This is a genomic window from Streptacidiphilus sp. MAP5-3, from assembly GCF_041262505.1.
Classification (GTDB): Bacteria; Actinomycetota; Actinomycetes; order Streptomycetales; family Streptomycetaceae; genus Streptacidiphilus.
This window is the reverse complement of sequence record NZ_JBGCCL010000001.1, coordinates 518,628-539,427: the sequence shown is the minus strand read 5'-3', so window position 1 is coordinate 539,427 and position 20,800 is coordinate 518,628. Positions and strand designations below refer to the sequence as shown.

Sequence of the window (20,800 nt, the reverse complement as noted above, 5' to 3'; positions counted from 1 at the left end):
GGGATACAAATCATCGCCCGTCCGGTGGGAACGGGCGAAACCCCAACCCTAACAATTCCGACGCCAGGAGTCAGGAGTCCGACCCCTCGGGCGTGGACTCAGGAGCAGCCGACGAGCTCGCCGGTGGTGCCGCGGGAGGTGGTCTTCAGCAGCACTGTGGCGAGCTGCTCGCCGCCGCTCGCTGGGATGGCGACGGTGACCCGGCCGACCTCGCTGCCGTTCTCGTCGCGGGAGCGGACGGTGCAGCTGGCGGCCTGGCCGCTGGGCTTGCTCACATCCAGGGTGATCCGCACCTCGTGGGCGGAGACCACCTGGAAGGTCTGCACCTCGCCGCTGACGGAGGAGCCGGAGATGTACTTGTAGGCGATGGCGGCAACCAGCGCGAGCGCCAGGCTGACGGTCAGGTAGTAGATGCGCTTGCCGCGGCGACGCGCCTTCGCCACGTCCCGGGTGCCGTAGCGGCCGGCCGGGGGGCGCAGCGGGGTGCCGGGCCGGCCGGCGGACTGCTCGGCGGGCTGCCCGTCGGCAGGTCGGTCGTCGGCAGGCTGCTCGGCGGGGCGTACGCCCTGGGTTGTATCCGCCATCGGACTTTGGCCTCCTTCAGGGGCAACGGGGGCTCCTCGCGGAATCAACCGCACACCCTCGTCCGTCACTATAGGAGTCGGTACCGAAGACGAAGGGCACAGGGGCAGTGACTGAGCAGTTGCGACTGATGGCAGTGCACGCGCATCCGGACGACGAGTCCAGCAAGGGTGCGGCGACCATGGCGATGTACGTGTCGCGTGGCGTCGACGTGCTGGTCGCCACCTGTACGGGGGGCGAGCGGGGGTCGGTGCTGAACCCGAAGCTCCAGGGCGACGCATGGATCGAGGAGAACATCCACGAGGTCCGCGCCAAGGAGATGGACGCCGCGCGGGAGATCCTCGGCGTCAAGCAGGCCTGGCTGGGGTTCGTCGACTCGGGGCTGCCGGAGGGCGACCCGCTGCCGCCGCTCCCCGAGGGCTGCTTCGCGCTGAAGACGGTCGAGGAGGCCGCGGAGCCGCTGGTCCGGCTGATCCGCGAGTTCCGTCCGCACGTGATCACCACGTACGACGAGAACGGCGGGTACCCGCACCCGGACCACATCATGACCCACAAGATCAGCATGGCCGCCTTCGACGCCGCCGGTGATCCGGACGCGTACCCGGAGTCCGGCGAGCCGTGGCAGCCGCTCAAGCTCTACTACAACCAGGGCATCTCGCTGGCGCGGATCAAGGCCCTGGACGCGGCGATGAACGAGCGCGGCATGGAGTCCCCCTACAAGGAGTGGATCGCCCGCTGGGAGGAGTCCGACCGCACCCCGCGCGAGATCACCACCCACGTTCCCTGCGGTGACTTCTTCGAGATCAGGGACAAGGCGCTGCTCGCCCACGCCACCCAGATCGACCCGGACGGCCCGTGGTTCCGGGTGCCGCTGGAGCTCCAGCGCGAGGTCTGGCCGACCGAGGACTACGAGCTGGCGCGCTCCCTGGTCGACTCCTCGCTGCCCGAGGACGACCTCTTCGAGGGGATCGCCGCCAAGATCCCGAACGCCTCCTGAGACGATGGACGAGTGAACACTGCGATGCACCCCGCTGCCACGGTTCTGCTGGCCCTCGACGAGAACAAGGTCACCCCGGGCATCCTCGGCTTCCTGATCTTCGCCGCGCTCGGCGCGGGCACCTGGTGGATCTTGAAGGCGATGAACCGCTCCCTGGGCAAGGTCGACTTCGCCGAGGAGCCGGAGGCCGGTGAGGCGGCAGTAGCGAGCGTCTCGGCGGAGAAGTAACCCCTCCGCCGAAGCGAGGCCGATCCTTCTGCGGCAAGGTTCCTGCCTTTCACTCGTTATTGCGAACGACTTGCAACTAAATATGACCAGCCCCTACCTTGGATCGGCAGTACGGATCCAGGAGGGGTGTCGCATGGGGACGATCGCGCGTATCAGGGGAGCTCTGACCCGAGGCGAGTGGGCCCGGCTCGGTGGCATGGCGGCGTTTGTGGCCGCCCTGCACATCGTCGGCTGGGGGGTGCTCCTCCTGATCGTCGCCCCGCGCCACTACAACGTGAACGGGCAGTTCTTCGGCCTCGGCATGGGACTGACCGCGTACACGCTGGGGATGCGCCATGCCTTCGACGCCGACCACATCGCGGCGATCGACAACACCACGCGCAAGTTGATGAGCCAGAAGCAGCGACCGCTTTCGGTCGGCTTCTGGTTCTCGCTCGGCCACTCGTCCGTGGTCTTCGGTCTCTGCCTGCTGCTCTCCTTCGGCGTCCGCGCGCTGGCAGGCCAGGTGCAGAACGGCAGCTCCACGCTGCAGACCGTCGCCGGCACCGTCGGGACCACCGTCTCCGGGGTCTTCCTGATGCTGATCGCCGTGATCAACGCGGTGGTGCTGGTCGGCATCGTCAAGGTGTTCCGGAGGATGAAGTCCGGCAGCTACAGCGAGGCGGAGCTCGAGGAGCACCTCAGCAAGCGCGGCTTCATGAACCGCATTCTCGGCCGGGTCACCAAGGCCGTGGACAAGCCGTGGCACATGTACCCGGTGGGCTTCCTCTTCGGCCTCGGCTTCGACACCGCGACGGAGGTCTCGCTGCTGGTCCTGGCGGGCGGCGCGTCGGCCTTCTCGCTGCCCTGGTACGCGATCCTGACGCTGCCGATCCTCTTCGCGGCGGGCATGTCGCTGCTGGACACCATCGACGGCTCGTTCATGAACTTCGCCTACGAGTGGGCCTTTTCGCGGCCGGTCCGCAAGGTCTACTACAACATCACCATCACCGGCCTGTCGGTCGCGGTGGCCGTGCTCATCGGCGGCATCGAGCTGGTGGGCCTGCTGGCACAGAAGTTGAACATCACGGGCGGCGTGATCGGCTGGATCGCCGGGCTCAACCTCAACAACGTCGGCTTCGTGATCGTCGGCCTGTTCGTGGTCACCTGGGCCGTCTCACTGCTGATCTGGCGCTTCGCCCGTGTCGAGGAGAAGTGGACGCCCTCGACCGCGACGGTGCCCGTCGCGGTCGAGGACTAGTCACAACTCAGTGGTGGAAGCCGGTCCGCGGCTGGATGCCGATGTTGCTGGCCGGGGCCGGTTGGGACTGGAGCTCCGGGAGGAGCCTGCAGAGGTCCTCCAGGAGGAGGTTGGCGAGGTCCAGGGAGAAGCCGTTGCGGCAGACGATGCGCAGCACCGCCAGATCGGTCCGGTTCTCCGGGAAGGTGTACGCCGGGACGAGCCAACCGCGTTCCCGCAGGCGGCGGGAGACGTCGAAGACGTCGAAGTTCGTCACGTCGTCCTTGAGGGTGAACGCGAAGACCGGCAGTTCGTCGCCGCGCGTCAGCAGCCGGAACGGGCCGATCTCCTCGATGCCGTCGGCGAGCCGACGGGCCACGTCACGCGTCGCCTGCTGCACAGCGGTGTAGCCGGCGCGGCCGAGCCGCAGGAACGCGTAGTACTGGGCGATGACCTGCGCGCCGGGGCGTGAGAAGTTGAGCGCGAAGGTCGGCATGTCGCCGCCCAGGTAGTTGACCCGGAAGACCAGCTCCTCCGGCAGCGCCTCCGCGTCCCGCCACAGCGCCCAGCCGACGCCCGGGTAGACCAGGCCGTACTTGTGGCCGGAGGTGTTGATCGAGGCGACGCGCGGGAGCCGGAAGTCCCAGACCAGGTCGGGGTCGAGGAACGGGGCGATCATGCCGCCGGACGCACCGTCCACGTGCACGGGGATGTCGAGTCCGGTCCGCTGCTGCAGGTCGTCCAGCGCCGAGCAGATCTCCGCGACCGGCTCGTAGCTGCCGTCGAAGGTCGAGCCGAGGACGCCGACCACGCCGATGGTGTTCTCGTCGACCAGGGCCAGCGCCGACTCGGCGTCCAGGTGGTAGCGGTCGCCCTCCATCGGGGCGAGTCGGCACTCGACCTCCCAGAAGTTGCAGAACTTCTCCCAACAGACCTGGACGTTGGCGCCCATCACCAGGTTGGGCTTCGCGCCCGCCGCGTAGCGGTCCTTGTTGCGGATCATCCAGCGGCGCTTGAGGGCGAGCCCGGCGAGCATGCAGGCCTCGCTGGAGCCGGTGGTGGAGCAGCCGACGGCCTTGGACACATCGGGCGCGTGCCACAGGTCGGCCAGGATCGACACGCAGCGGCGCTCGACCTCGGCCGTCTGCGGGTACTCGTCCTTGTCGATCATGTTCTTGTCGAGGCACTCCGCGATCAACTCCTGGGCCTGCGGCTCCATCCAGGTGGTCACGAAGGTGGCGAGGTTGAGCCGGGCGTTGCCGTCGAGCATCAGCTCGTCGCGGATCAGGCGCTGGGCGACCGTGGGCGGCAGCGGCATCTCGCCGAGGTGGCCCTTGGGGACGAGCTGCTCCATCGCGCCCAGTATGTCGGGATCGCCGACGAGCGGCGGAAGGTGCAGCTTGTGGTGTCCGTTGCGTCCCTGATGCAGTGGCATGCCGGTTCTCCTTGCGGGCCGTTGATAGCCGGTGACGGGCCGTTGATGGCTGGTGGCGGGCCGGTGGCGGTCGATGGGGCCGTTGACTGTCCGCCAAGACCCTACGGGTCCGGCCCTTGCCGCCGTGCACCGGACACGTGAGTCCATGTGACAAGTGCGGGACATCCACGCAGGCTGTGCATGAAGTGCCACCGAACGTGGTAAAGAAGCTTTACTTGCTTGTGGGTGCTTGACAGGATCCGCCTTGTGAACATCCGTCACCGGCGCCGCGCCAGGCGCCTCACCCTCGTCTCCGCAGCCGCCGCGCTCGCGGCGGGCGGCATCGCACTCGCGGTCTCCGACGCCGAGGCCGGCACCTCGGTCGAGCCTCAGGCGTCCACGGCAGGTGCCGCCGCAAGCACGGCGACCGGCGCGGCGAGCACGGCCGCCGGAGCCACGGCGACCGGCGCCACGACCGCCTGGCTGAGCTACAGCGGCGGCAAGCTCGCGTACGGGCACGACGCACAGGGCAACCGGGTTCCCGACTACTCCCACGCCGGCTACGAGGGCGGCGGTGTCCCGCTGCCGACCGCGGCCGTCCGTGACCGCGTCGCCAAGCCCAGCGGCGGCGACGACACCACGCAGATCCAGGCCGCTATCGACGCGGTGTCCAAGCTGCCGGCCAACTCCCAGGGCCTGCGCGGCGCGGTGCTGCTCGGCCCGGGCTCGTACCGGATGGCCGGATCGCTGCACATCGACGCCTCCGGCGTGGTGCTGCGCGGCAGCGGCAGCGGTACGAACGGCACCCGGCTGGTCGCCGAGGGCGCCACGGCCCGGACCGTCCTGACCATCGGCGGCAGCTCCTCCTACCGCGCGCTGACCACGCCCACCAAGGTGACGGACCGTTATGTCCCGGTCGGCGGCACCACGGTGGATGTCGCCTCCACGTCCGGGCTGGGCGTCGGTTCGTCCGTGGTGGTGCAGCGTCCGACCACGCAGGCGTGGCTCGACGCCATCGGAATGCAGAGCCTGTGGAAGCCCAACTGGAGCCTCTACTCCGAGCGAACCGTCACAGCGATCCACGGCAGGCAGCTCACCCTGGACGCGCCGCTGACCACCGCGTTGGAGGCGCAGTACACGCAGGCCACGGTCTTCAGGGACAGCTTCCCGCGGATCGACCACGTCGGCATCGAGTCGCTGAGCACGGACGGCCAGGCCATGGCGGCCGACCCGAAGTACGCCTCCGACTTCTACAACTCGACGTTCTCCTCGTTCGACGCCGTGCAGGACTCCTGGGTCCGTGACGTGGTCTCGTACGACTACGGCCAGGACGGCGTCACCCGCCTCGGCGGGCAGAGCCGCCGGATCACCGTGCTGCACACCGCCACGCTGGACATGATCACCAACACCGCCACCTCCGCCCGCTCCGACGGCTACACGCTGATGGGGCAGGAGAACCTGATCCAGGACTGCAAGGTGACAGCGGACAAGATCCACGCCTTCACCACCGAGGCCCGCCAGTCCGGCCCGAACGTCTACTCCGACTGCAGCGCCGTGCTGTTGCAGACCCCGTACGACTCGGGTGGTCACCAGCGGTGGGGCAGCGGCACGTTGTACGACAACGTGTCCGTCGACGGCACGCTGCTGATGGTGAACAACGGCAGTCGCGGCACCGGCCACGGTTGGTCCGACGCCAACAGCACCGCGTGGAACTGCGTGACCACCGGCGGCTACGAGGTGCAGAACCCGCCGACCGCGCACAACTGGGCGTTCGGCTGTACCGGCAAGCTGCTGAGCGGCTCCGACGGCGAGGTCACCGGCTCGGGCAAGCCGCAGCTGCCGCAGAGCCTCTACGCCGAGCAACTGCGCGAGCGCGGCTTCACGCCGCTGAGCTGACGGCCGGGTGTTGACAGCATCAGGACCTGTGGTCCGGTGCGCTCGGGGCTTGCTTGAAGTGCACTCCAGGCGCGTTGGATGAACGCCATGGAGTACACGCAGCTCGGACGCACCGGACTCAAGGTCAGTCGCCTGGTCCTCGGCACGATGAACTTCGGCGGGCTGGCCGACGAGGCCACCAGCCACGCCCTCATGGACTCCGCGCTCGACGCGGGCGTCAACTTCTTCGACACGGCGAACGTCTACGGCCGCGACGCACACAAGGGCCTGACCGAGGAGGTCATCGGCCGCTGGTTCGCGCAGGGCGGCGACCGGCGCGACAAGGTGGTGCTGGCCACCAAGGTCTATGCCAACGCCACCAACGACGGCCGCTCCCTCTTCGAGTCCTCCTGGCCGAACCACGACCGGCTCTCCGCGGTGAACATCCGCCGCGCCGTCGACGCCAGCCTGCGGCGACTGCAGACGGACCACATCGACGTCTACCAGTTCCACCACGTCGACCGGGCAACGCCGTTCGACGAGATCTGGCAGGCGATGGACGTGCTGATCCAGCAGGGCAAGGTCCTCTACGTCGGCTCGTCCAACTTCCCCGGCTACAAGATCGCCCAGGCCAACGAGACTGCGACGCGCGGCGGACGCGTCGGGCTCGGGCTGGTCAGCGAGCAGTGCCTCTACAACCTGTTCGAGCGCCGGGCCGAGATGGAGGTGATGCCGGCGGCGCAGGAGTACGGGCTCGGCGTCATCCCGTGGTCGCCGCTGCACCAGGGCCTGCTCGGCGGCGCGCTGCGCAAGGAGGCGGAGGGCTCGGGTGCGCGCACGAAGATGGGCCGCTCGGCGACAGGGCTGGCCGACCCGGAGATACGTGCCAAGGTGCAGGCATACGAGGACCTGCTGGAGAAGCACGGGCTGGAGCCCGGCGAGGTCGCCCTGGGCTGGCTGCTGACGCGGCCCGGCGTCACCGGCCCGATCGTCGGCCCCCGCACCCAGGAGCAGCTCGACTCCGCGCTTCGGGCGCTGGACCTGACGCTCTCGGCCGAGCTGCTGGCCTCCCTCGACGAGATCTTCCCCGGCCCGGGTCCGGCGCCGGAGGCGTTCGCCTGGTGAGGGAAGCCTGATCGTCCGGGTGGGACGTTGCGCCAGACTGTCTGCGTTCCCGCCGAGCTCGGCGACGGTGGCGCGGAAGCCGCGCAGTGCCGCGGAACGGATCACCGGCATGTCGCCCAGGGGCACATACCTGTCGTCCAGAGTCAAGGCGTATCGGACGCCTGCCCGCACACTGGAGCAATGACGCAGCAGGAACAGGCAGCCGCAGGGGACCACGGCCGGACCGAGCACCTCGACGTGATCGTGGTCGGCGCCGGCCTGTCCGGCATCGACGCGGGCTACCGGCTGCAGACCGAGTGCCCCGGCCGCTCCTACGCGATCCTGGAAGCCAGGGACGCGCTCGGCGGCACCTGGGACCTCTTCCGCTACCCCGGCATCCGCTCGGACTCCGACATGTTCACCCTCGGCTTCCCGTTCCGGCCCTGGGACGGCGAGAAGTCGATCGCGGACGGCTCCTCGATCCTGCGCTACCTGCAGCGGACGGCGGCCGAGTACGGCATCGACCGCAAGATCCGCTACGGCACCAGGGTGGTCGCCGCCGACTGGTCCTCCGCCGAGGCGCGGTGGACCCTGACCGTCCGCCGCGGCGACCAACTCTCCACGCTGACCTGCGACTTCCTCTACACCTGCGCGGGCTACTACGACTACGACCAGGGCCACGCCCCGGACTTCCCCGGCGTCGAGTCGTTCACGGAGAACGGCGGCCGGATGGTGCATCCGCAGTTCTGGCCCGAGGGCCTGGACTGGACCGGCAAGCGCGTCGTGGTCATCGGCAGCGGCGCCACGGCGGTGACCCTGGTCCCCTCGATGGCGGACCGCGCCGCGCACGTCACCATGCTCCAGCGCACGCCGAGCTGGATCGGCGCGGTGCCCGGCCGGGACAAGGTCGCGGACGTGCTCCGCTCGGTGCTGCCCGCTCGGACCGCGTACAAACTGGCGCGGACCAAGAACATCCTCTTCGCGGTCGGCTTCTACCAGTTCTGCCGCCGACGCCCGGAGGCCGCGCGCAAGCTGCTGACCGGCCTCAGCACCCGGATCCTCGGCGACGCGGACGCGGTGCGCGAGCATCTGACGCCCAGTTACAACCCTTGGGACCAGCGGCTCTGCGCGGTGCCGGACGCGGACCTGTTCAAGACGATGCGGTCCGGCCGGGCGTCGATCGTCACCGACCACATCGACACCTTCGTGCCGGAGGGCGTCCGGCTGAAGTCCGGCAAGCTGGTGGAAGCGGACATCGTCGTAAGCGCCACCGGCCTGCGACTGCTCGCCTTCGGCGGCATCCACCCGTCCGTGGACGGCGAAGCGGTGGACCTGACCCGGCAGTTCGTCTGGAACGGCGCGATGCTGACCGGGCTGCCCAACTTCGCGATCTGCATCGGCTACACCAACGCCTCCTGGACGCTGCGCGCGGATCTGACGTCCCGTCTGGTCTGCAAGGTGCTCAACCACATGGAGAGGCGCGACTACGCGGCGGTCGTTCCGCGCCCGGACGGCCCGCTCGGCGAGCATCCGCTGTTGGACCTGGCGGCCGGCTACGTCCAGCGGTCCATCTCGGCCTTCCCGAAGCAAGGTGACCGGCGTCCCTGGCAGGTCCGGCAGAACTACATCCTCGACGCGGCCACCACCATGCGCACCCGGCTCGACCGCACCCTCGCCCCGACCCCGCGCAGCGCACTCCGCCGGGCGAGGGCGGCGGACACGGCCGAGTCGGGGGAGGCGCGCGCGACCGCCTGACGGACGCCCTCCAACGCCCCTGGCGGCATGGGGTGTTAAGAGCGCGTTGCCCCCTTAGCGAAACATTGATCCCTTTCCCCGAGGGAATGCCTTGCCCCCGGTGGAGCGCGAAAGGAGGATCGGGGCATCGGCCGCGAAGGGCGCGCGGCGCGTCGTCTTGGAGGGCAGCGTGCGCGGGCGTCTGGAACGGGACGAACCCTTACGTCGTGGGGGCAGCGCGTCGGCCGTGCGCAGGAGCACCACACCGACGCGCCGGTTGAGCGGCGGTGGCGGCCTGTCGGCAGCCGACGTCATCTCCATGCAGCGGACGGCGGGGAACACCGCCGTGACGGCCGCACTCCGGTCGGCACCCGGCAGCGCCGGCGCGGGTGCCGGCGCGGACGTTGACGCCGACGCCCATGCCGGCGTCCATGCCGACGTCAGCGTTCAGCGGGAGACCGAGGACGGCGAGACCACGACCGGCAGGCTGAAGGACACCCTCGACAACGCCGCACAGAACGTGGCGGCCGGGACCGCGCCGACGGTGGGAGCACAGTACGTCGACCCCAGCGTCAGCACGCCCGCCTCCTATGCGGGCGGCATGGTGGGTCCGTTCAGCTCCGTCCTTACCGCCGGGGCCGGGATCGTCACCGGGGCGATGGCGATGCACCATGCGGAGCACGAGCTGTCCGAGCACGCGGAGGGCAGCGCACCGCACCGGGAGGCCGCCCGCGAGCAGAGCAGTGCCCGCGCGGAGGTCGGCCAGGGCGTCTCCGGGCTGGCCGGCAACGTGATCAGCGGGGCCGGCGGCGTGATGAACTACCTCGGCTATCCGACCCCGGTCTACAACGCCATGTTCTCCGCCGGCGGTGCGGTCGCGCTCCCTGCGACCCTGGTGCAGACGGCCCGCTACGCACGCAAGGCGGCCAAGGCGCAGACCCGCGTCGAGGCGCTGCGCGCGCTGATGAGCACCGAGGACGATCAGCCGAAGCAGGCGCTGGAAGCCGCCGCGGGCGAGGTCGCCGCCTGCCGTGAACTGGCCGCCGCGCTCACCGAGTTGGTCGCGTCCAAGAGCGCGACGTACCAGGCACACCTCGCGGAGATGGGCCGCTCGCCCCTCGACCGCCCGCTCGGAACCGACCTCGGGAGCCTGAAGGAGGCCCGGCTGGAGGTCCACGAATGGTCGCGCCGGCTCGACGCGGCCCAGGAGGGACTGACGCAGGCCCTGGCGAGGCAGCAGCAACGTGAGGACGTGCGGCGGGCCATGGACCACGCGCTCGCGGAGGCCGCCGAGGAGGTCAACCAGCACACGTCAGGTGCGCCCCGGCAGATCTCGCTGCGGATGATCCAGGCCTACGCGGTGCGCAAGAACCAGCGTGGCCGGATCAAGAAGATCATCGCCGCGACAGGCGGGGCGCTGGGGGCGAGCGGCAGCGTCGCCGCCCTCGTCACCTCGATCGCGGTCGCGGCGGGAACGGCCGCCGGTGCAGGCCTCTTCGTCGCCTCCCCGATCGGCTGGGCGCTCGCCGGAGCCGCCGCCCTCGTCGGGTTGGGCCTCGCCTCGTACAAGGCCTGGAAGTTCTTCGCCAAGCGCTGGGACCAGACCGCCGAACCCGACGCCGAGGGCAAACCCACCCGGGCCGTCCGCGACCGGCTCGGCAGCACGCTCGCCTTCTGGAAGCGGACCGGACCGAGCAAGCGTCAGGAGTACGCCGCCGCCCTGTACGGGATGGCCCAGAACAGCCCCGACGCCGACCCCGTCAGGACGAGGGAGGCCCGCGACACCATCGCCGCCCTCGGCCTGGACTGGGACGAGTTGGCGATGAGCGACGAACCCGAGAGCGCGAAGAAGCTGATCGCCGCGAAGCTCGCGTCCTAGGCCCTGTCGTCCCGCTTCCGTCGGGCGGATGCGCAAGGATGGGACCATGGCGAACCGACTCGCGCAGGCCACCTCCCCGTACCTGCTCCAGCACGCCGACAACCCGGTCGACTGGTGGCCCTGGTCGCCGGAGGCCTTCGAGGAGGCGCGGCGACGGGATGTCCCCGTCCTGCTGTCCGTCGGGTACGCGGCGTGTCACTGGTGCCACGTGATGGCGCACGAGAGCTTCGAGGACGAGGAGACGGCGCGCGTCGTCAACGAGAACTTCGTGGCGATCAAGGTCGACCGCGAGGAGCGGCCCGACGTGGACGCCGTCTACATGGAGGCGGTGCAGGCCGCGACCGGCCAGGGCGGTTGGCCGATGACGGTGTTCCTGACCCCGGAGCGGGATCCGTTCTACTTCGGCACCTACTTCCCGCCCGAGCCGCGGCACGGCATGCCGTCGTTCCGGCAGGTGCTGGGCGGCGTGGCCGACGCCTGGAGCGGGCGGCGTGACGAGGTCGCCGAGGTCGCGGGGCGGATCGTGGCCGAGCTGACCCAACGCGGCGGTGTCTACGCCGGGCTGGCCGGTGCCGAGACGCCCGGACCGGACGCGCTGCGCCACGCGGTGGCCGCGCTGGCCCGCGAGTACGACGGCAGCCGTGGTGGGTTCGGCGGCGCGCCCAAGTTCCCGCCCTCGATGGTGCTGGAGTTCCTGCTCCGCCACCACGCCGCGACCGGCAGCGACCCGGCGCTGGAGATGGCCGTCCACGCCTGCGAGGCGATGGCCCGCGGCGGCATCTACGACCAACTCGGTGGCGGCTTCGCCCGCTACTCGGTCGACGCGGCGTGGGTCGTGCCGCACTTCGAGAAGATGCTCTACGACAACGCGCTGCTGCTCCGCGTCTACACCCACCTGTGGCGGGCCACCGGCAGTGCGCTCGCCCGCCGGGTGGCGGTGGAGACCGGCGAGTTCCTGCTGCGTGAACTGCGCACCGCCGAGGGCGGGTTCGCCTCCGCGCTGGACGCGGACAGCGCCGACGCGGAGGGCCACAGCCGCGAGGGCGCGTTCTACGTCTGGACGCCGGAACAGCTTGTCGACGCGCTCGGCGCTGAGGACGGTGCGCGGGCGGCCGGGCTGTTCGGCGTGACGGCGGAGGGCACCTTCGAGGAGGGCGCCTCCGTCCTGCAACTCCCCGGCGACGAGCCGGAACCGGAGCTGCGGGCGCGGCTGTTCGCGACCCGCGAGCTGCGGCCGCGTCCGGCACGGGACGACAAGGTCGTCGCCGCGTGGAACGGCCTCGCCGTCGCGGCGCTGTCCGAGGCCGGGGCTCTGCTGGACCGTCCGGATTTCCTGGACGCGGCGGTGGTCGCCGCGGCGCTGCTGCTCGACGTCCACCGGGACGCGTCCGGCCGCCTGCTGCGCACCTCACGCGACGAGCGTCCGGGCACGAACGTGGGGGTGCTGGAGGACTACGGCGACGTCGCCGAGGGCCTGTTGACGCTGCACAACGTGACCGGCGACCGACGCTGGCTGGACGCCGCCGGCGAGTTGCTGGAGGTCGTGCTGACACAGTTCACCGACGAGACGTCCGGCGCGCTCTTCGACACGGCGGCCGACGCGGAGCAACTGATCCGCCGCCCCCAGGACCCGACCGACAACGCGGCGCCCTCCGGGTGGTCGGCGGCGGCCGGTGCGCTGCTGTCGTATGCGGCGCTCACCGAGTCCGAACGCCACCGCGAGGCCGCGGAGCGGGCGTTGACGGTGGTCACCCCGCTCGCGAGCCGCGCGCCCCGGTTCATCGGCTGGGGCCTGACGGTGGCCCAGGCCCTCTTGGACGGCCCCCGCCGCGTGGCCCTGGCGGGCGAGCCGGACGCGCCGGAGACGCTCGCCCTGCGGGCGGCGGCGCTGGGCGCTACCGCGCCGGGGCTGGTGATCACCCCGGACGAGGAGAAGCCCACGGTGGACGGTAGGCCCACCGCGTACGTCTGCCGCCGCTTCACCTGCGACGCCCCGGTCACCGACCCGGAGTGGCTCCGCGAGGGCCTGAACGCCAGGCCGGGGGAGTAGCTCTCTCTCTTTCCGCAGACGGCGTAGTTGCACTATCAAGGGGCGCGGGGAACTGCGCGACAAGCCACCCAAGCAGGTAGCAGGCCGAACGTTCAGGGCCATCCGCATGGGGTGGTATCTCGCGCAGTTCCCCGCGCCCCCTGGGTAGTGCAACGTCCCCTTTGCGGAGAGCGCTCGCCCTCAAGTCATGGGCCGATGACCACGTCCAGCGCCTGGTCGAGGAGTTCCGTCATGTCGTCCACCCCGCCGCGTTCCGACCAGTAGAGGACCGCCTCGCCCGCGGCGGCGACGATCGTGGTGACCAGGACACGGAGGTGCAGGCCGGCCGGGTCCTCGCCGGTGCGTTCGGCGATCAGTCGACAGAGGCGGGCGGAGGTCTGCTGCTGTTCCGTCATGGCCCGCGCGCGGATCGCCGGGACCTGCCGGTACAGCTCCATCCGGAGCAGCATCTCGTCGCGTTCTGCGGCGAGCACCTGGCGGAGGGGGCCGACCATGGCCGTCCGCAGGGCCTGCCGTAGCGGCTCGTCCTTCGGGCGGGCCCGGAACGCGGCCTCCAGCAGCGGGTCGTAGTCGTCGCTGATGACCAGGTCTTCCTTGGTCGGGAAGTAGCGGAAGAAGGTGCTCGGGGAGACCTCCGCCACCGCCGCGATCTGGTCGACGGTGGTCGCCTCGTAGCCCTGGTCGGCGAAAAGGCTGAAGGCCGCCGAGCGGATGGCCCGGCGGGTCTTCAGCTTCTTGCGTTCCCGCAGGCCGAGCGGAGCCTCCAGCATGTGTTCCAGCTCGGTGCTTGCAGGACGGGGAGGAGGGGCGGCGGCACTCATGTCAGGAATTGTCCCGCACCGCCCGTCCCGGCTGCCCCGGCCACCTCCTCCGTACCCGCCGTGTCCGTACCCGCCGTGTCCGTACCCACCTCCTCCTCCGTCCTCGCCGCAGGTCGCACGCCCGGCATCCGCAGGGCCAGCAGCGCGGCGGAGAGCGCCGAGCCGATGCCGCAGGCCAGCAGCACCAGGTCCATGCCGTGGACGAACGCCGCGTGCGCGCTCGCGGCCAGCGCGGTGTCGTGGAGCTGGGTGGCGACGGCCTGGGCCGCCGAGACGGAGCCCTGGGCGGTCTTCGCGAGCGCCGCCGGGAGGTGGCCCGTGTCCAGCCGGGCGGTGTACGCGCCGGCCAGCAGGCTGCCGAGCAGGGCGACGCCGATGGCGCTGGCGGACTGACGCAGCGTCTGGAGCAGACCGGAGCCGACGCCGGCCCGGTCGTCCGGCAGCGCGGCCATCGCCGCGCCCATCGCGGGGACCATGGTGAAGCCCATGCCGAAGCCGAGCAGCGAGAGCCACGTCGCGGTGAGCCCGTAGCCGTCGCTGACGCCCGTGGTCGCGCCGAGCAGCAGCGCGCCCGCCACGATCAGCATCCCGACCGAGACCACCCACCGCACCGACAGCTTCTCCACCAGCTTCTCGGCGGCCCGCGCCGCCACCAGCAGGCCGCCCATCAGCGGCATCAGCCGGATCCCGGTGCCCAACGCGTCGTTGCCGAGGACCGACTGGAGGTACTGCGGCAGCACGAACAGCGCGCCCATCAGCGAGAACGAGACGAGCACGGAGGCGATCGTGCTCCACCGGTAGACCCGGTCGGCCAGCAAGGCGAAGTCGACCATCGGGTGCGGCTGGCTGCGCTCACGCCAGACCAGACCGCCGAGCAGCAGGACCGCGGCGACCAGCGAGCCGCCCACGGTCGCCGAGCCCCAACCGTCCGTCGGGCCCTGGATGATGCCGAAGGTCAGCGCGGCCAGACCGACGACGCCGATCGCCGCGCTCAGCATGTCGACCCTCGGGACGGAGGGGTCGCGGGACTCGGGGACCAGCCAGAGGCAGGCGACGATGCCCACGACGATCAGCGGCACGTTGATCAGGAAGATCGAGCCCCACCAGAAGTGGTTGAGCAGCAGTCCGCCCAGCATCGGGCCGAGCGGCATGCCGACGGCCATGCCCGCCGTCATCACGGCGACCGCGCGCGGCCGTTCGGCCGGGGCGAAGAGGCTCGGCAGGATCGCGATGCCCAGCGGCATGATGAACGCCCCGCCGAGACCCATCACGGCGCGGACCGCGATCAGCGTGTCCGCGGAGTGCACCAGCGTGCCGACCAGGGACGCCGCGCCGAACAGGACCAGGCCGCCGACCAGCAGCCTCCGGCGGCCGAAGCGGTCGCCGAGCAGCCCGGCGGGGAGCATCGCGGCGGCGAAGACGACCAGGTAGGCGTCGACGATCCACTGCAACTGGTCGGTGGTCGCGTGCAGTTGGACGGCCAGGTCGGGCAGCGCCACGTTGAGGATGGTGCCGTCGAAGCCGAGCACCAGCACGCTCAGGCAGATGGCAGCCAGTGCCCACCAGCGGCGGCGGTCGACGGGCGGGGAGTCGGGTGGTGCGGTGGTGCTCACGGTCGCGTGCGTGCTCATGGCAGCCCCCTAAGAGTTACTGTCTTCTGACAGTAACTCTCAAAATCTAGGAGCTGTCAATCGCTATCAGCTGCCGGAAGGCGGCTGTGTCACATGGCGACCAGGGACACCCCCACGAACTGGACCGTGAACGCCGCCAGCGTGCAGGCGTGGAAGACCTCGTGGAAGCCGAACCAGCGCGGTGAGGGGTTGGGCCGCTTCAGGCCGTAGATCACGCCGCCGACGCTGTAGAGCAGGCCGCCGACGATGATCAGCACAGTCACCGCGACGCCGCCGGTCCGGAAGAAGTCGGGGAGGAAGAAGACGGCGGCCCACCCGAGGGCGAGGTAGCAGGGGGTGTAGAGCCAGCGCGGCGCGCCGACCCAGAAGACCCGGAAGGCGATCCCGGCCAAAGCGCCTGCCCAGACCAGCCAGAGCAGCACCTGCTGCTGGCCGCCGCGCAACAGCAGGATGGTGACGGGGGTGTAAGTCCCGGCGATGATCAGGAAGATGTTGCTGTGGTCGAGCCGGCGCAGCACCGCCTCGCCGCGCGGACCCCAGGAGAAGCGGTGGTAGAGCGCGCTGATGCCGAACAGCATCCAAGCGCTTGCGGCGTAGATCGCGCACGCGACCCGCGCCGCTGTGGTCGTGGCCAGGCAAATCAGCACGATTCCTGCGGCAACCGTCGCCGGGAACATGCCCGCGTGCAACCAACCGCGCATAGCCGGTTTTTGCAGGGAATTGCGCTCCGTCATTTCCACCCCAGCTGTCATGCTCCGAAGTGTAGCTACGGACCCGTAGGTTACCTACTGGTAGGTCGGTCGAGCTTCTCGTCACTGTGACGCTGACCTGCAGTGTTGTCGGTCTCACAAGGGGGGCGGTATGTCACTTCTCCGACATGCGAGATACCCTGCGAAGACCCTCAACCCCTCACCATCCGTTCAAGGACGATCGGATGTGAAACGGAGCGATCGTGCCGTACGAGAACTCTGCCCAGGTCAACGCTGCCCCGACCCGGCACAAGAAGCTGCTGGCGTGGGTTCAGGAGATCGCAGAGCTCACCCAGCCGGATCGGATCGAGTGGTGCGACGGCTCTGAAGCCGAGTACCAGCGTCTGTGTGACCTGCTTGTCGAGAAGGGCACCTTCCGCAAGCTCAACCCGGAGAAGCGGCCCAACTCCTACTACGCTGCCTCCGACCCGCGCGATGTCGCGCGGGTCGAGGACCGTACGTTCATCTGCTCCGAGGAGGAGAAGGACGCCGGTCCGACGAACCACTGGAAGGCGCCTGCAGAGATGCGGGCGATCTTCGGCGACATCTTCAAGGGCTCCATGAAGGGTCGCACCATGTACGTGGTGCCGTTCTCCATGGGTCCCGTGGGCTCGCCGCTGGCTGCCTACGGTGTCGAGATCACCGACTCCGCCTACGTCGCCGTGTCGATGCGCACCATGACCCGCATGGGGCAGGCCGTGCTCGACTTCCTAGGTGAGGACGGCGAGTTCGTCAAGGCCGTGCACACCCTCGGCGCCCCGCTCGCCGAGGGCGAGGCCGACGTGTCGTGGCCGTGCAACGAGACCAAGTACATCTCGCACTTCCCGGAGTCCAAGGAGATCTGGTCGTACGGCTCCGGCTACGGCGGCAACGCGTTGCTCGGCAAGAAGTGCTACGCGCTGCGCATCGCCTCGACCATGGCCCGTGACGAGGGTTGGCTGGCCGAGCACATGCTCGTCCTCAAGCTCACCCCGCCGTCGGGCGAGGCCAAGTACGTCGCCGCCGCGTTCCCCAGCGCGTGCGGCAAGACCAACCTGGCCATGCTCCAGCCGACCATCCCGGGCTGGAAGGTCGAGACGATCGGCGACGACATCGCCTGGATGCGGTTCGGTGCGGACGGCCGCCTCTACGCGATCAACCCGGAGGCCGGCTTCTTCGGCGTCGCCCCCGGCACCGGTCGCGACACCAACGCCAACGCCATCGACTCGATGTACGCCAACACGGTCTTCACCAACGTGGCGCTCACCGACGACGGTGACGTCTGGTGGGAGGGCATGACCGACGAGAAGCCCGCCCACCTGATCGACTGGAAGGGCAACGACTGGACCCCCGAGTCGGAGACCCCGGCGGCGCACCCCAACGCCCGGTTCACCGTCCCGGCCGCCCAGTGCCCGACCATCGCCCCGGAGTGGGAGGACCAGGCGGGTGTGCCGATCTCGGCCATCCTCTTCGGCGGTCGCCGCGCCAGCGCGGTTCCGCTGGTGACCGAGTCCTTCGACTGGCAGCACGGCGTCTTCCTGGGCGCCAACGTCGCCTCGGAGCAGACGGCCGCCGCCGAGGGCACCGTCGGCAAGCTGCGTCGCGACCCGTTCGCGATGCTGCCCTTCTGCGGCTACAACATGGGTGACTACTTCGGCCACTGGCTGGAGGTCGGCGAGAACGCCGACGCCGCCAAGCTGCCGAAGATCTACTACGTCAACTGGTTCCGCAAGAACGCCGACGGCAAGTTCGTCTGGCCGGGCTTCGGCGAGAACAGCCGCGTGCTGAAGTGGATCGTCGAGCGCCTTGCGGGCACCGCCGAGGGTGTCGAGTCGCCGATCGGCGTCCTGCCCACCCAGGACGCGCTGGACCTGGACGGTCTGACCATCGACCAGGCCGACCTGGACCTGCTGCTCACCGTCGACCGCGACATCTGGAAGCAGGAGGCCGCGCTCATCCCCGAGCACCTGGAGCTGTTCGGCGAGCACACGCCGAAGGCGCTGTGGGACGAGTACAACAAGCTCACCGAGCGACTGAGCTGAGGCGAAGCGCAGCGGAGCCGAAGCGGAAGTCGCGCAACAGCGCCGAGCGACTGAGCTGAGCTTGTTGCTGAGCTGCTGAGCCCCTATGGGGCTACGAGGCAACCGACTCCCGTGCCGCCGTGTGGACATCCATGCGGCGGCACGCGAGTACTGCCGTCCGGGTGTCCTGCTGGGCGGCGGCGACCACCAGCACCCGGCCCGCCAGGTCGAAGGCCTGGGCGTGCAGGGTGGCGAGGTCGTCCGGGTACGCGGTGGCGGCGCGCTGAGGCAGGCCCGCGCCGATCTCCGCTATCCGCGCCGTGAGTGCGGCGACGGCGCTCTCCAGCGCCGAGTCGCCGGTCCGGCGGTGCAGTTCGCTGGTGACGTCGAGCAGCGCCGACAGATGACCGGCCAGCTGTCCGGCCCGTCCGCTCTGCGGGCGCACGGGAGCGTTCGACATCTGGCTCACGCGGACGCGGCGCGGCGCAGGATGAGTCCTCGGCTGCTCGTACATGGAGAACAGCCTAACTTGGACTCTGTCTAAAACAAGCGCCTGTCTCGCGTGTCGGTCGGCGCCCTGCTCGGGCTACGGCTGGACTGCGGCTGGACCACGGCCGCACTACGGCTGGCTGTAGTCGCTCAGGAAGACGCCGATCCGCTCGATGGCCTCGGTCAGATCCTCCGCGTGCGGCAGGGTGACCAGGCGGAAGTGGTCCGGGTCGGGCCAGTTGAAGCCGGTGCCCTGGACCACGTAGATGTGCTGCTGCTTGAGCAGGTCCAGCACCATCTGGGCGTCGTCCTTGATCTTGAAGACCTTCGGGTCGAGCCGCGGGAAGGCGTAGAGCGCGCCCTTCGGCTTCACGCAGGAGACGCCCGGGATGTCGTTGAGCATCTTCCAGGCGATGTCCCGCTGTTCGCGCAGTCGTCCGCCCGGAAGGATCAGGTCCTTGATCGACTGACGTCCGCCGAGCGCCGCCGCGATCGCGTGCTGCGAGGGCATGTTGGCGCACAGACGCATCGTGGCCAGCGTGGTCAGGCCCTCGATGTAGCTGCGGGCGTCCTCCTTGGGGCCGGAGATGGTCATCCAGCCGGAGCGGAAGCCGGCCACCCGGTAGGCCTTGGACATGCCGTTGAAGGTCAGGCAGAGCAGGTCCGGGGCGAGCGACGCGGTGGAGGTGTGGACGGCGTCGTCGTAGAGGATCTTGTCGTAGATCTCGTCCGAGTAGATGATCAGGCCGTGCCGGCGGGCGATCTCGACCATGCCCTCCAGCAACTCCACCGGGTAGACCGCGCCGGTCGGGTTGTTCGGGTTGATGATCACGATGCCGCGGGTGCGGTCGGTGATCTTCGCCTCGATGTCGGCCAGGTCCGGGAACCACTCGGCCTGCTCGTCGCAGCGGTAGTGCACCGCGGTGCCGCCGGACAGGCTGATCGAGGCCGTCCACAGCGGGTAGTCGGGGGCAGGGACGAGCACCTCGTCGCCGTTGTCGAGCAGCGCCTGCATCGCCATCTGGATCAGCTCGGAGACGCCGTTGCCGATGTAGACGTCGTCCACGCTCAGGCCGGGCAGCCCGCGCTCCTCGTAGTGCATGACCACCGCGCGGCGGGCGGAGAGCAGGCCCTTGGAGTCGCCGTAGCCGTGGGCGCCGGCGAGGTTGCGCACGATGTCCTGGAGGATCTCCGGCGGTGCGTCGAAACCGAAGGGTGCCGGGTTGCCGGTGTTCAGCTTCAGGATCCGGTGGCCCTCATCCTCGAGGCGCATCGCCTCGTCGAGGATCGGGCCGCGGATGTCGTAACAGACGTTGGCGAGCTTGGAGGACTGAAGCACCGGCTGCATACTCATGCACCTTAGTGCCTGGCGATCAGGGACGCCGGGTGATTTCCGCCATCCTGACCCCCGCCCGTCTGCCGCCCACACCGCCCAGGCGCACCACCCCGCGCGCGATCCGGCGCAGCGTCGCGCCGCGCGAGACCGCCGCGACGGTCACGCCGACGGTCCAGCCCAGCGCGACACCCCAGAGTGCTCCGGCGACCGCCCCGGTGACCGGGTACCCGGTCCAGCCGATCGGGCCGTCGCCCGTCATCCGCGCCTCGACCAGCCCCCGGAAGAGGCCCGCCACCGCGCCGCCGAGCACCACCGCTCCCCAGCCGGTGATCAGCCGGTGCAGCCGGGACGCGTACGGGTGCCGCAGCACGTGCCGCCGCAGCACCAGCGCGACCGCGCCGACCAACAGCAGCGCCGCGAAGTCCTCGCACCACAGGTAGGCCCAGGTGGTGTCGCCGCGCGGGTCCGGGCGCAGGCCGGGCAGGAAGAGCGGCAGCCCGAGCGCGGCGGGCCGAAGCAGTCGCCCGCCGTACGCATCGGTCAGCGCCAGCCAGACGGTGTCCGTGCCCAGCGCGAGCACCAGCAGCAGGGCGGTCGCGACGCCTGCGGTCAGCACCAGGCGAGGGCGGTCCAGTTGTGGATGCGGGGAGCGCGTGGTGTGCGGCAACGCGGACATGGCCGGACTGTAGCGC

At 70.1% G+C, this 20,800-nt stretch carries 17 protein-coding genes; 9 read left to right on the top strand and 8 right to left on the bottom strand.

Annotated features, from left to right (window positions below; translation table 11 throughout):
• Positions 1–98: 98 nt before the first annotated feature.
• On the bottom strand, positions 99–584 hold the full coding sequence (locus ABH928_RS02365) for a DUF4307 domain-containing protein (protein ID WP_370061355.1): 486 nt from the start codon (positions 582–584) through the stop codon (positions 99–101).
• A gap of 107 nt (positions 585–691) precedes the next feature.
• On the opposite strand from ABH928_RS02365, the gene mca reads away from it, so the two are divergent.
• The 3 genes from mca to ABH928_RS02350 all read left to right on the top strand — a co-directional run bounded on the left by mca (position 692) and on the right by ABH928_RS02350 (position 3,047).
• Entirely contained in the window at positions 692–1,579 is an 888-nt protein-coding gene (gene mca / locus ABH928_RS02360; protein WP_370061353.1) for a mycothiol conjugate amidase Mca, read from the top strand.
• A gap of 12 nt (positions 1,580–1,591) precedes the next feature.
• Positions 1,592–1,807: a hypothetical protein gene (locus ABH928_RS02355; RefSeq protein WP_370061351.1), complete on the top strand. Its 216-nt coding sequence runs from the start codon at positions 1,592–1,594 to the stop codon at positions 1,805–1,807.
• A gap of 133 nt (positions 1,808–1,940) precedes the next feature.
• Positions 1,941–3,047, top strand: a complete 1,107-nt coding sequence (locus ABH928_RS02350) for a HoxN/HupN/NixA family nickel/cobalt transporter (protein WP_370061349.1) — start codon at positions 1,941–1,943, stop codon at positions 3,045–3,047.
• A gap of 7 nt (positions 3,048–3,054) precedes the next feature.
• Here the strand turns inward: ABH928_RS02350 and ABH928_RS02345 are convergent, their stop codons facing one another.
• On the bottom strand, positions 3,055–4,461 hold the full coding sequence (locus ABH928_RS02345) for a glutamate decarboxylase (RefSeq protein ID WP_370061347.1): 1,407 nt from the start codon (positions 4,459–4,461) through the stop codon (positions 3,055–3,057).
• A 246-nt stretch (positions 4,462–4,707) separates the two neighbouring features.
• Between ABH928_RS02345 and ABH928_RS02340 the strand changes: the two genes are divergently transcribed.
• The 5 genes from ABH928_RS02340 (at position 4,708) to ABH928_RS02320 (ending at position 13,082) form a co-directional block, all read left to right on the top strand.
• Positions 4,708–6,336: a peptidoglycan-binding protein gene (locus tag ABH928_RS02340; RefSeq protein ID WP_370061345.1), complete on the top strand. Its 1,629-nt coding sequence runs from the start codon at positions 4,708–4,710 to the stop codon at positions 6,334–6,336.
• A gap of 87 nt (positions 6,337–6,423) precedes the next feature.
• Positions 6,424–7,440, top strand: coding sequence for an aldo/keto reductase (locus ABH928_RS02335; RefSeq protein WP_370061343.1), 1,017 nt, complete (start codon positions 6,424–6,426; stop codon positions 7,438–7,440).
• A gap of 180 nt (positions 7,441–7,620) precedes the next feature.
• Complete coding sequence (locus tag ABH928_RS02330) at positions 7,621–9,174, top strand: flavin-containing monooxygenase (RefSeq protein WP_370061341.1); 1,554 nt, start codon at positions 7,621–7,623, stop codon at positions 9,172–9,174.
• A 226-nt stretch (positions 9,175–9,400) separates the two neighbouring features.
• On the top strand, positions 9,401–11,032 hold the full coding sequence (locus tag ABH928_RS02325) for a hypothetical protein (protein WP_370061339.1): 1,632 nt from the start codon (positions 9,401–9,403) through the stop codon (positions 11,030–11,032).
• A 46-nt stretch (positions 11,033–11,078) separates the two neighbouring features.
• A complete protein-coding gene (locus ABH928_RS02320; RefSeq protein ID WP_370061336.1) occupies positions 11,079–13,082 on the top strand; it encodes a thioredoxin domain-containing protein in 2,004 nt (667 codons plus the stop codon).
• 185 nt (positions 13,083–13,267) lie between these two features.
• On the opposite strand, the gene ABH928_RS02315 is transcribed toward ABH928_RS02320, so the two are convergent.
• The 3 genes from ABH928_RS02315 to ABH928_RS02305 all read right to left on the bottom strand — a co-directional run bounded on the left by ABH928_RS02315 (position 13,268) and on the right by ABH928_RS02305 (position 16,286).
• Positions 13,268–13,903 carry a TetR family transcriptional regulator gene (locus ABH928_RS02315; protein ID WP_370061334.1) on the bottom strand — a complete coding sequence of 212 codons (636 nt, stop codon included), beginning with the start codon at positions 13,901–13,903 and terminating at the stop codon, positions 13,268–13,270.
• Positions 13,900–15,534: an MFS transporter gene (locus ABH928_RS02310; RefSeq protein ID WP_370061332.1), complete on the bottom strand. Its 1,635-nt coding sequence runs from the start codon at positions 15,532–15,534 to the stop codon at positions 13,900–13,902. Before ABH928_RS02310 ends, ABH928_RS02315 begins: the two co-directional genes overlap by 4 nt.
• Positions 15,535–15,623: 89 nt before the next feature.
• Complete coding sequence (locus ABH928_RS02305; RefSeq protein WP_370061330.1) at positions 15,624–16,286, bottom strand: hemolysin III family protein; 663 nt, start codon at positions 16,284–16,286, stop codon at positions 15,624–15,626.
• Positions 16,287–16,486: 200 nt separating this feature from the next.
• Here ABH928_RS02305 and ABH928_RS02300 point away from each other — a divergent pair, with 200 nt between their 5' ends.
• Positions 16,487–18,304, top strand: coding sequence for a phosphoenolpyruvate carboxykinase (GTP) (locus ABH928_RS02300; RefSeq protein WP_370061328.1), 1,818 nt, complete (start codon positions 16,487–16,489; stop codon positions 18,302–18,304).
• A gap of 91 nt (positions 18,305–18,395) precedes the next feature.
• Here the strand turns inward: ABH928_RS02300 and ABH928_RS02295 are convergent, their stop codons facing one another.
• From ABH928_RS02295 to ABH928_RS02285, 3 genes are all read right to left on the bottom strand, one after another.
• Positions 18,396–18,743, bottom strand: coding sequence for a hypothetical protein (locus ABH928_RS02295; protein WP_370061326.1), 348 nt, complete (start codon positions 18,741–18,743; stop codon positions 18,396–18,398).
• A gap of 159 nt (positions 18,744–18,902) precedes the next feature.
• Positions 18,903–20,120, bottom strand: a complete 1,218-nt coding sequence (locus tag ABH928_RS02290) for a pyridoxal phosphate-dependent aminotransferase (RefSeq protein WP_370061871.1) — start codon at positions 20,118–20,120, stop codon at positions 18,903–18,905.
• 25 nt (positions 20,121–20,145) lie between these two features.
• On the bottom strand, positions 20,146–20,784 hold the full coding sequence (locus ABH928_RS02285; RefSeq protein WP_370061324.1) for a hypothetical protein: 639 nt from the start codon (positions 20,782–20,784) through the stop codon (positions 20,146–20,148).
• Positions 20,785–20,800 lie beyond the last annotated feature (16 nt).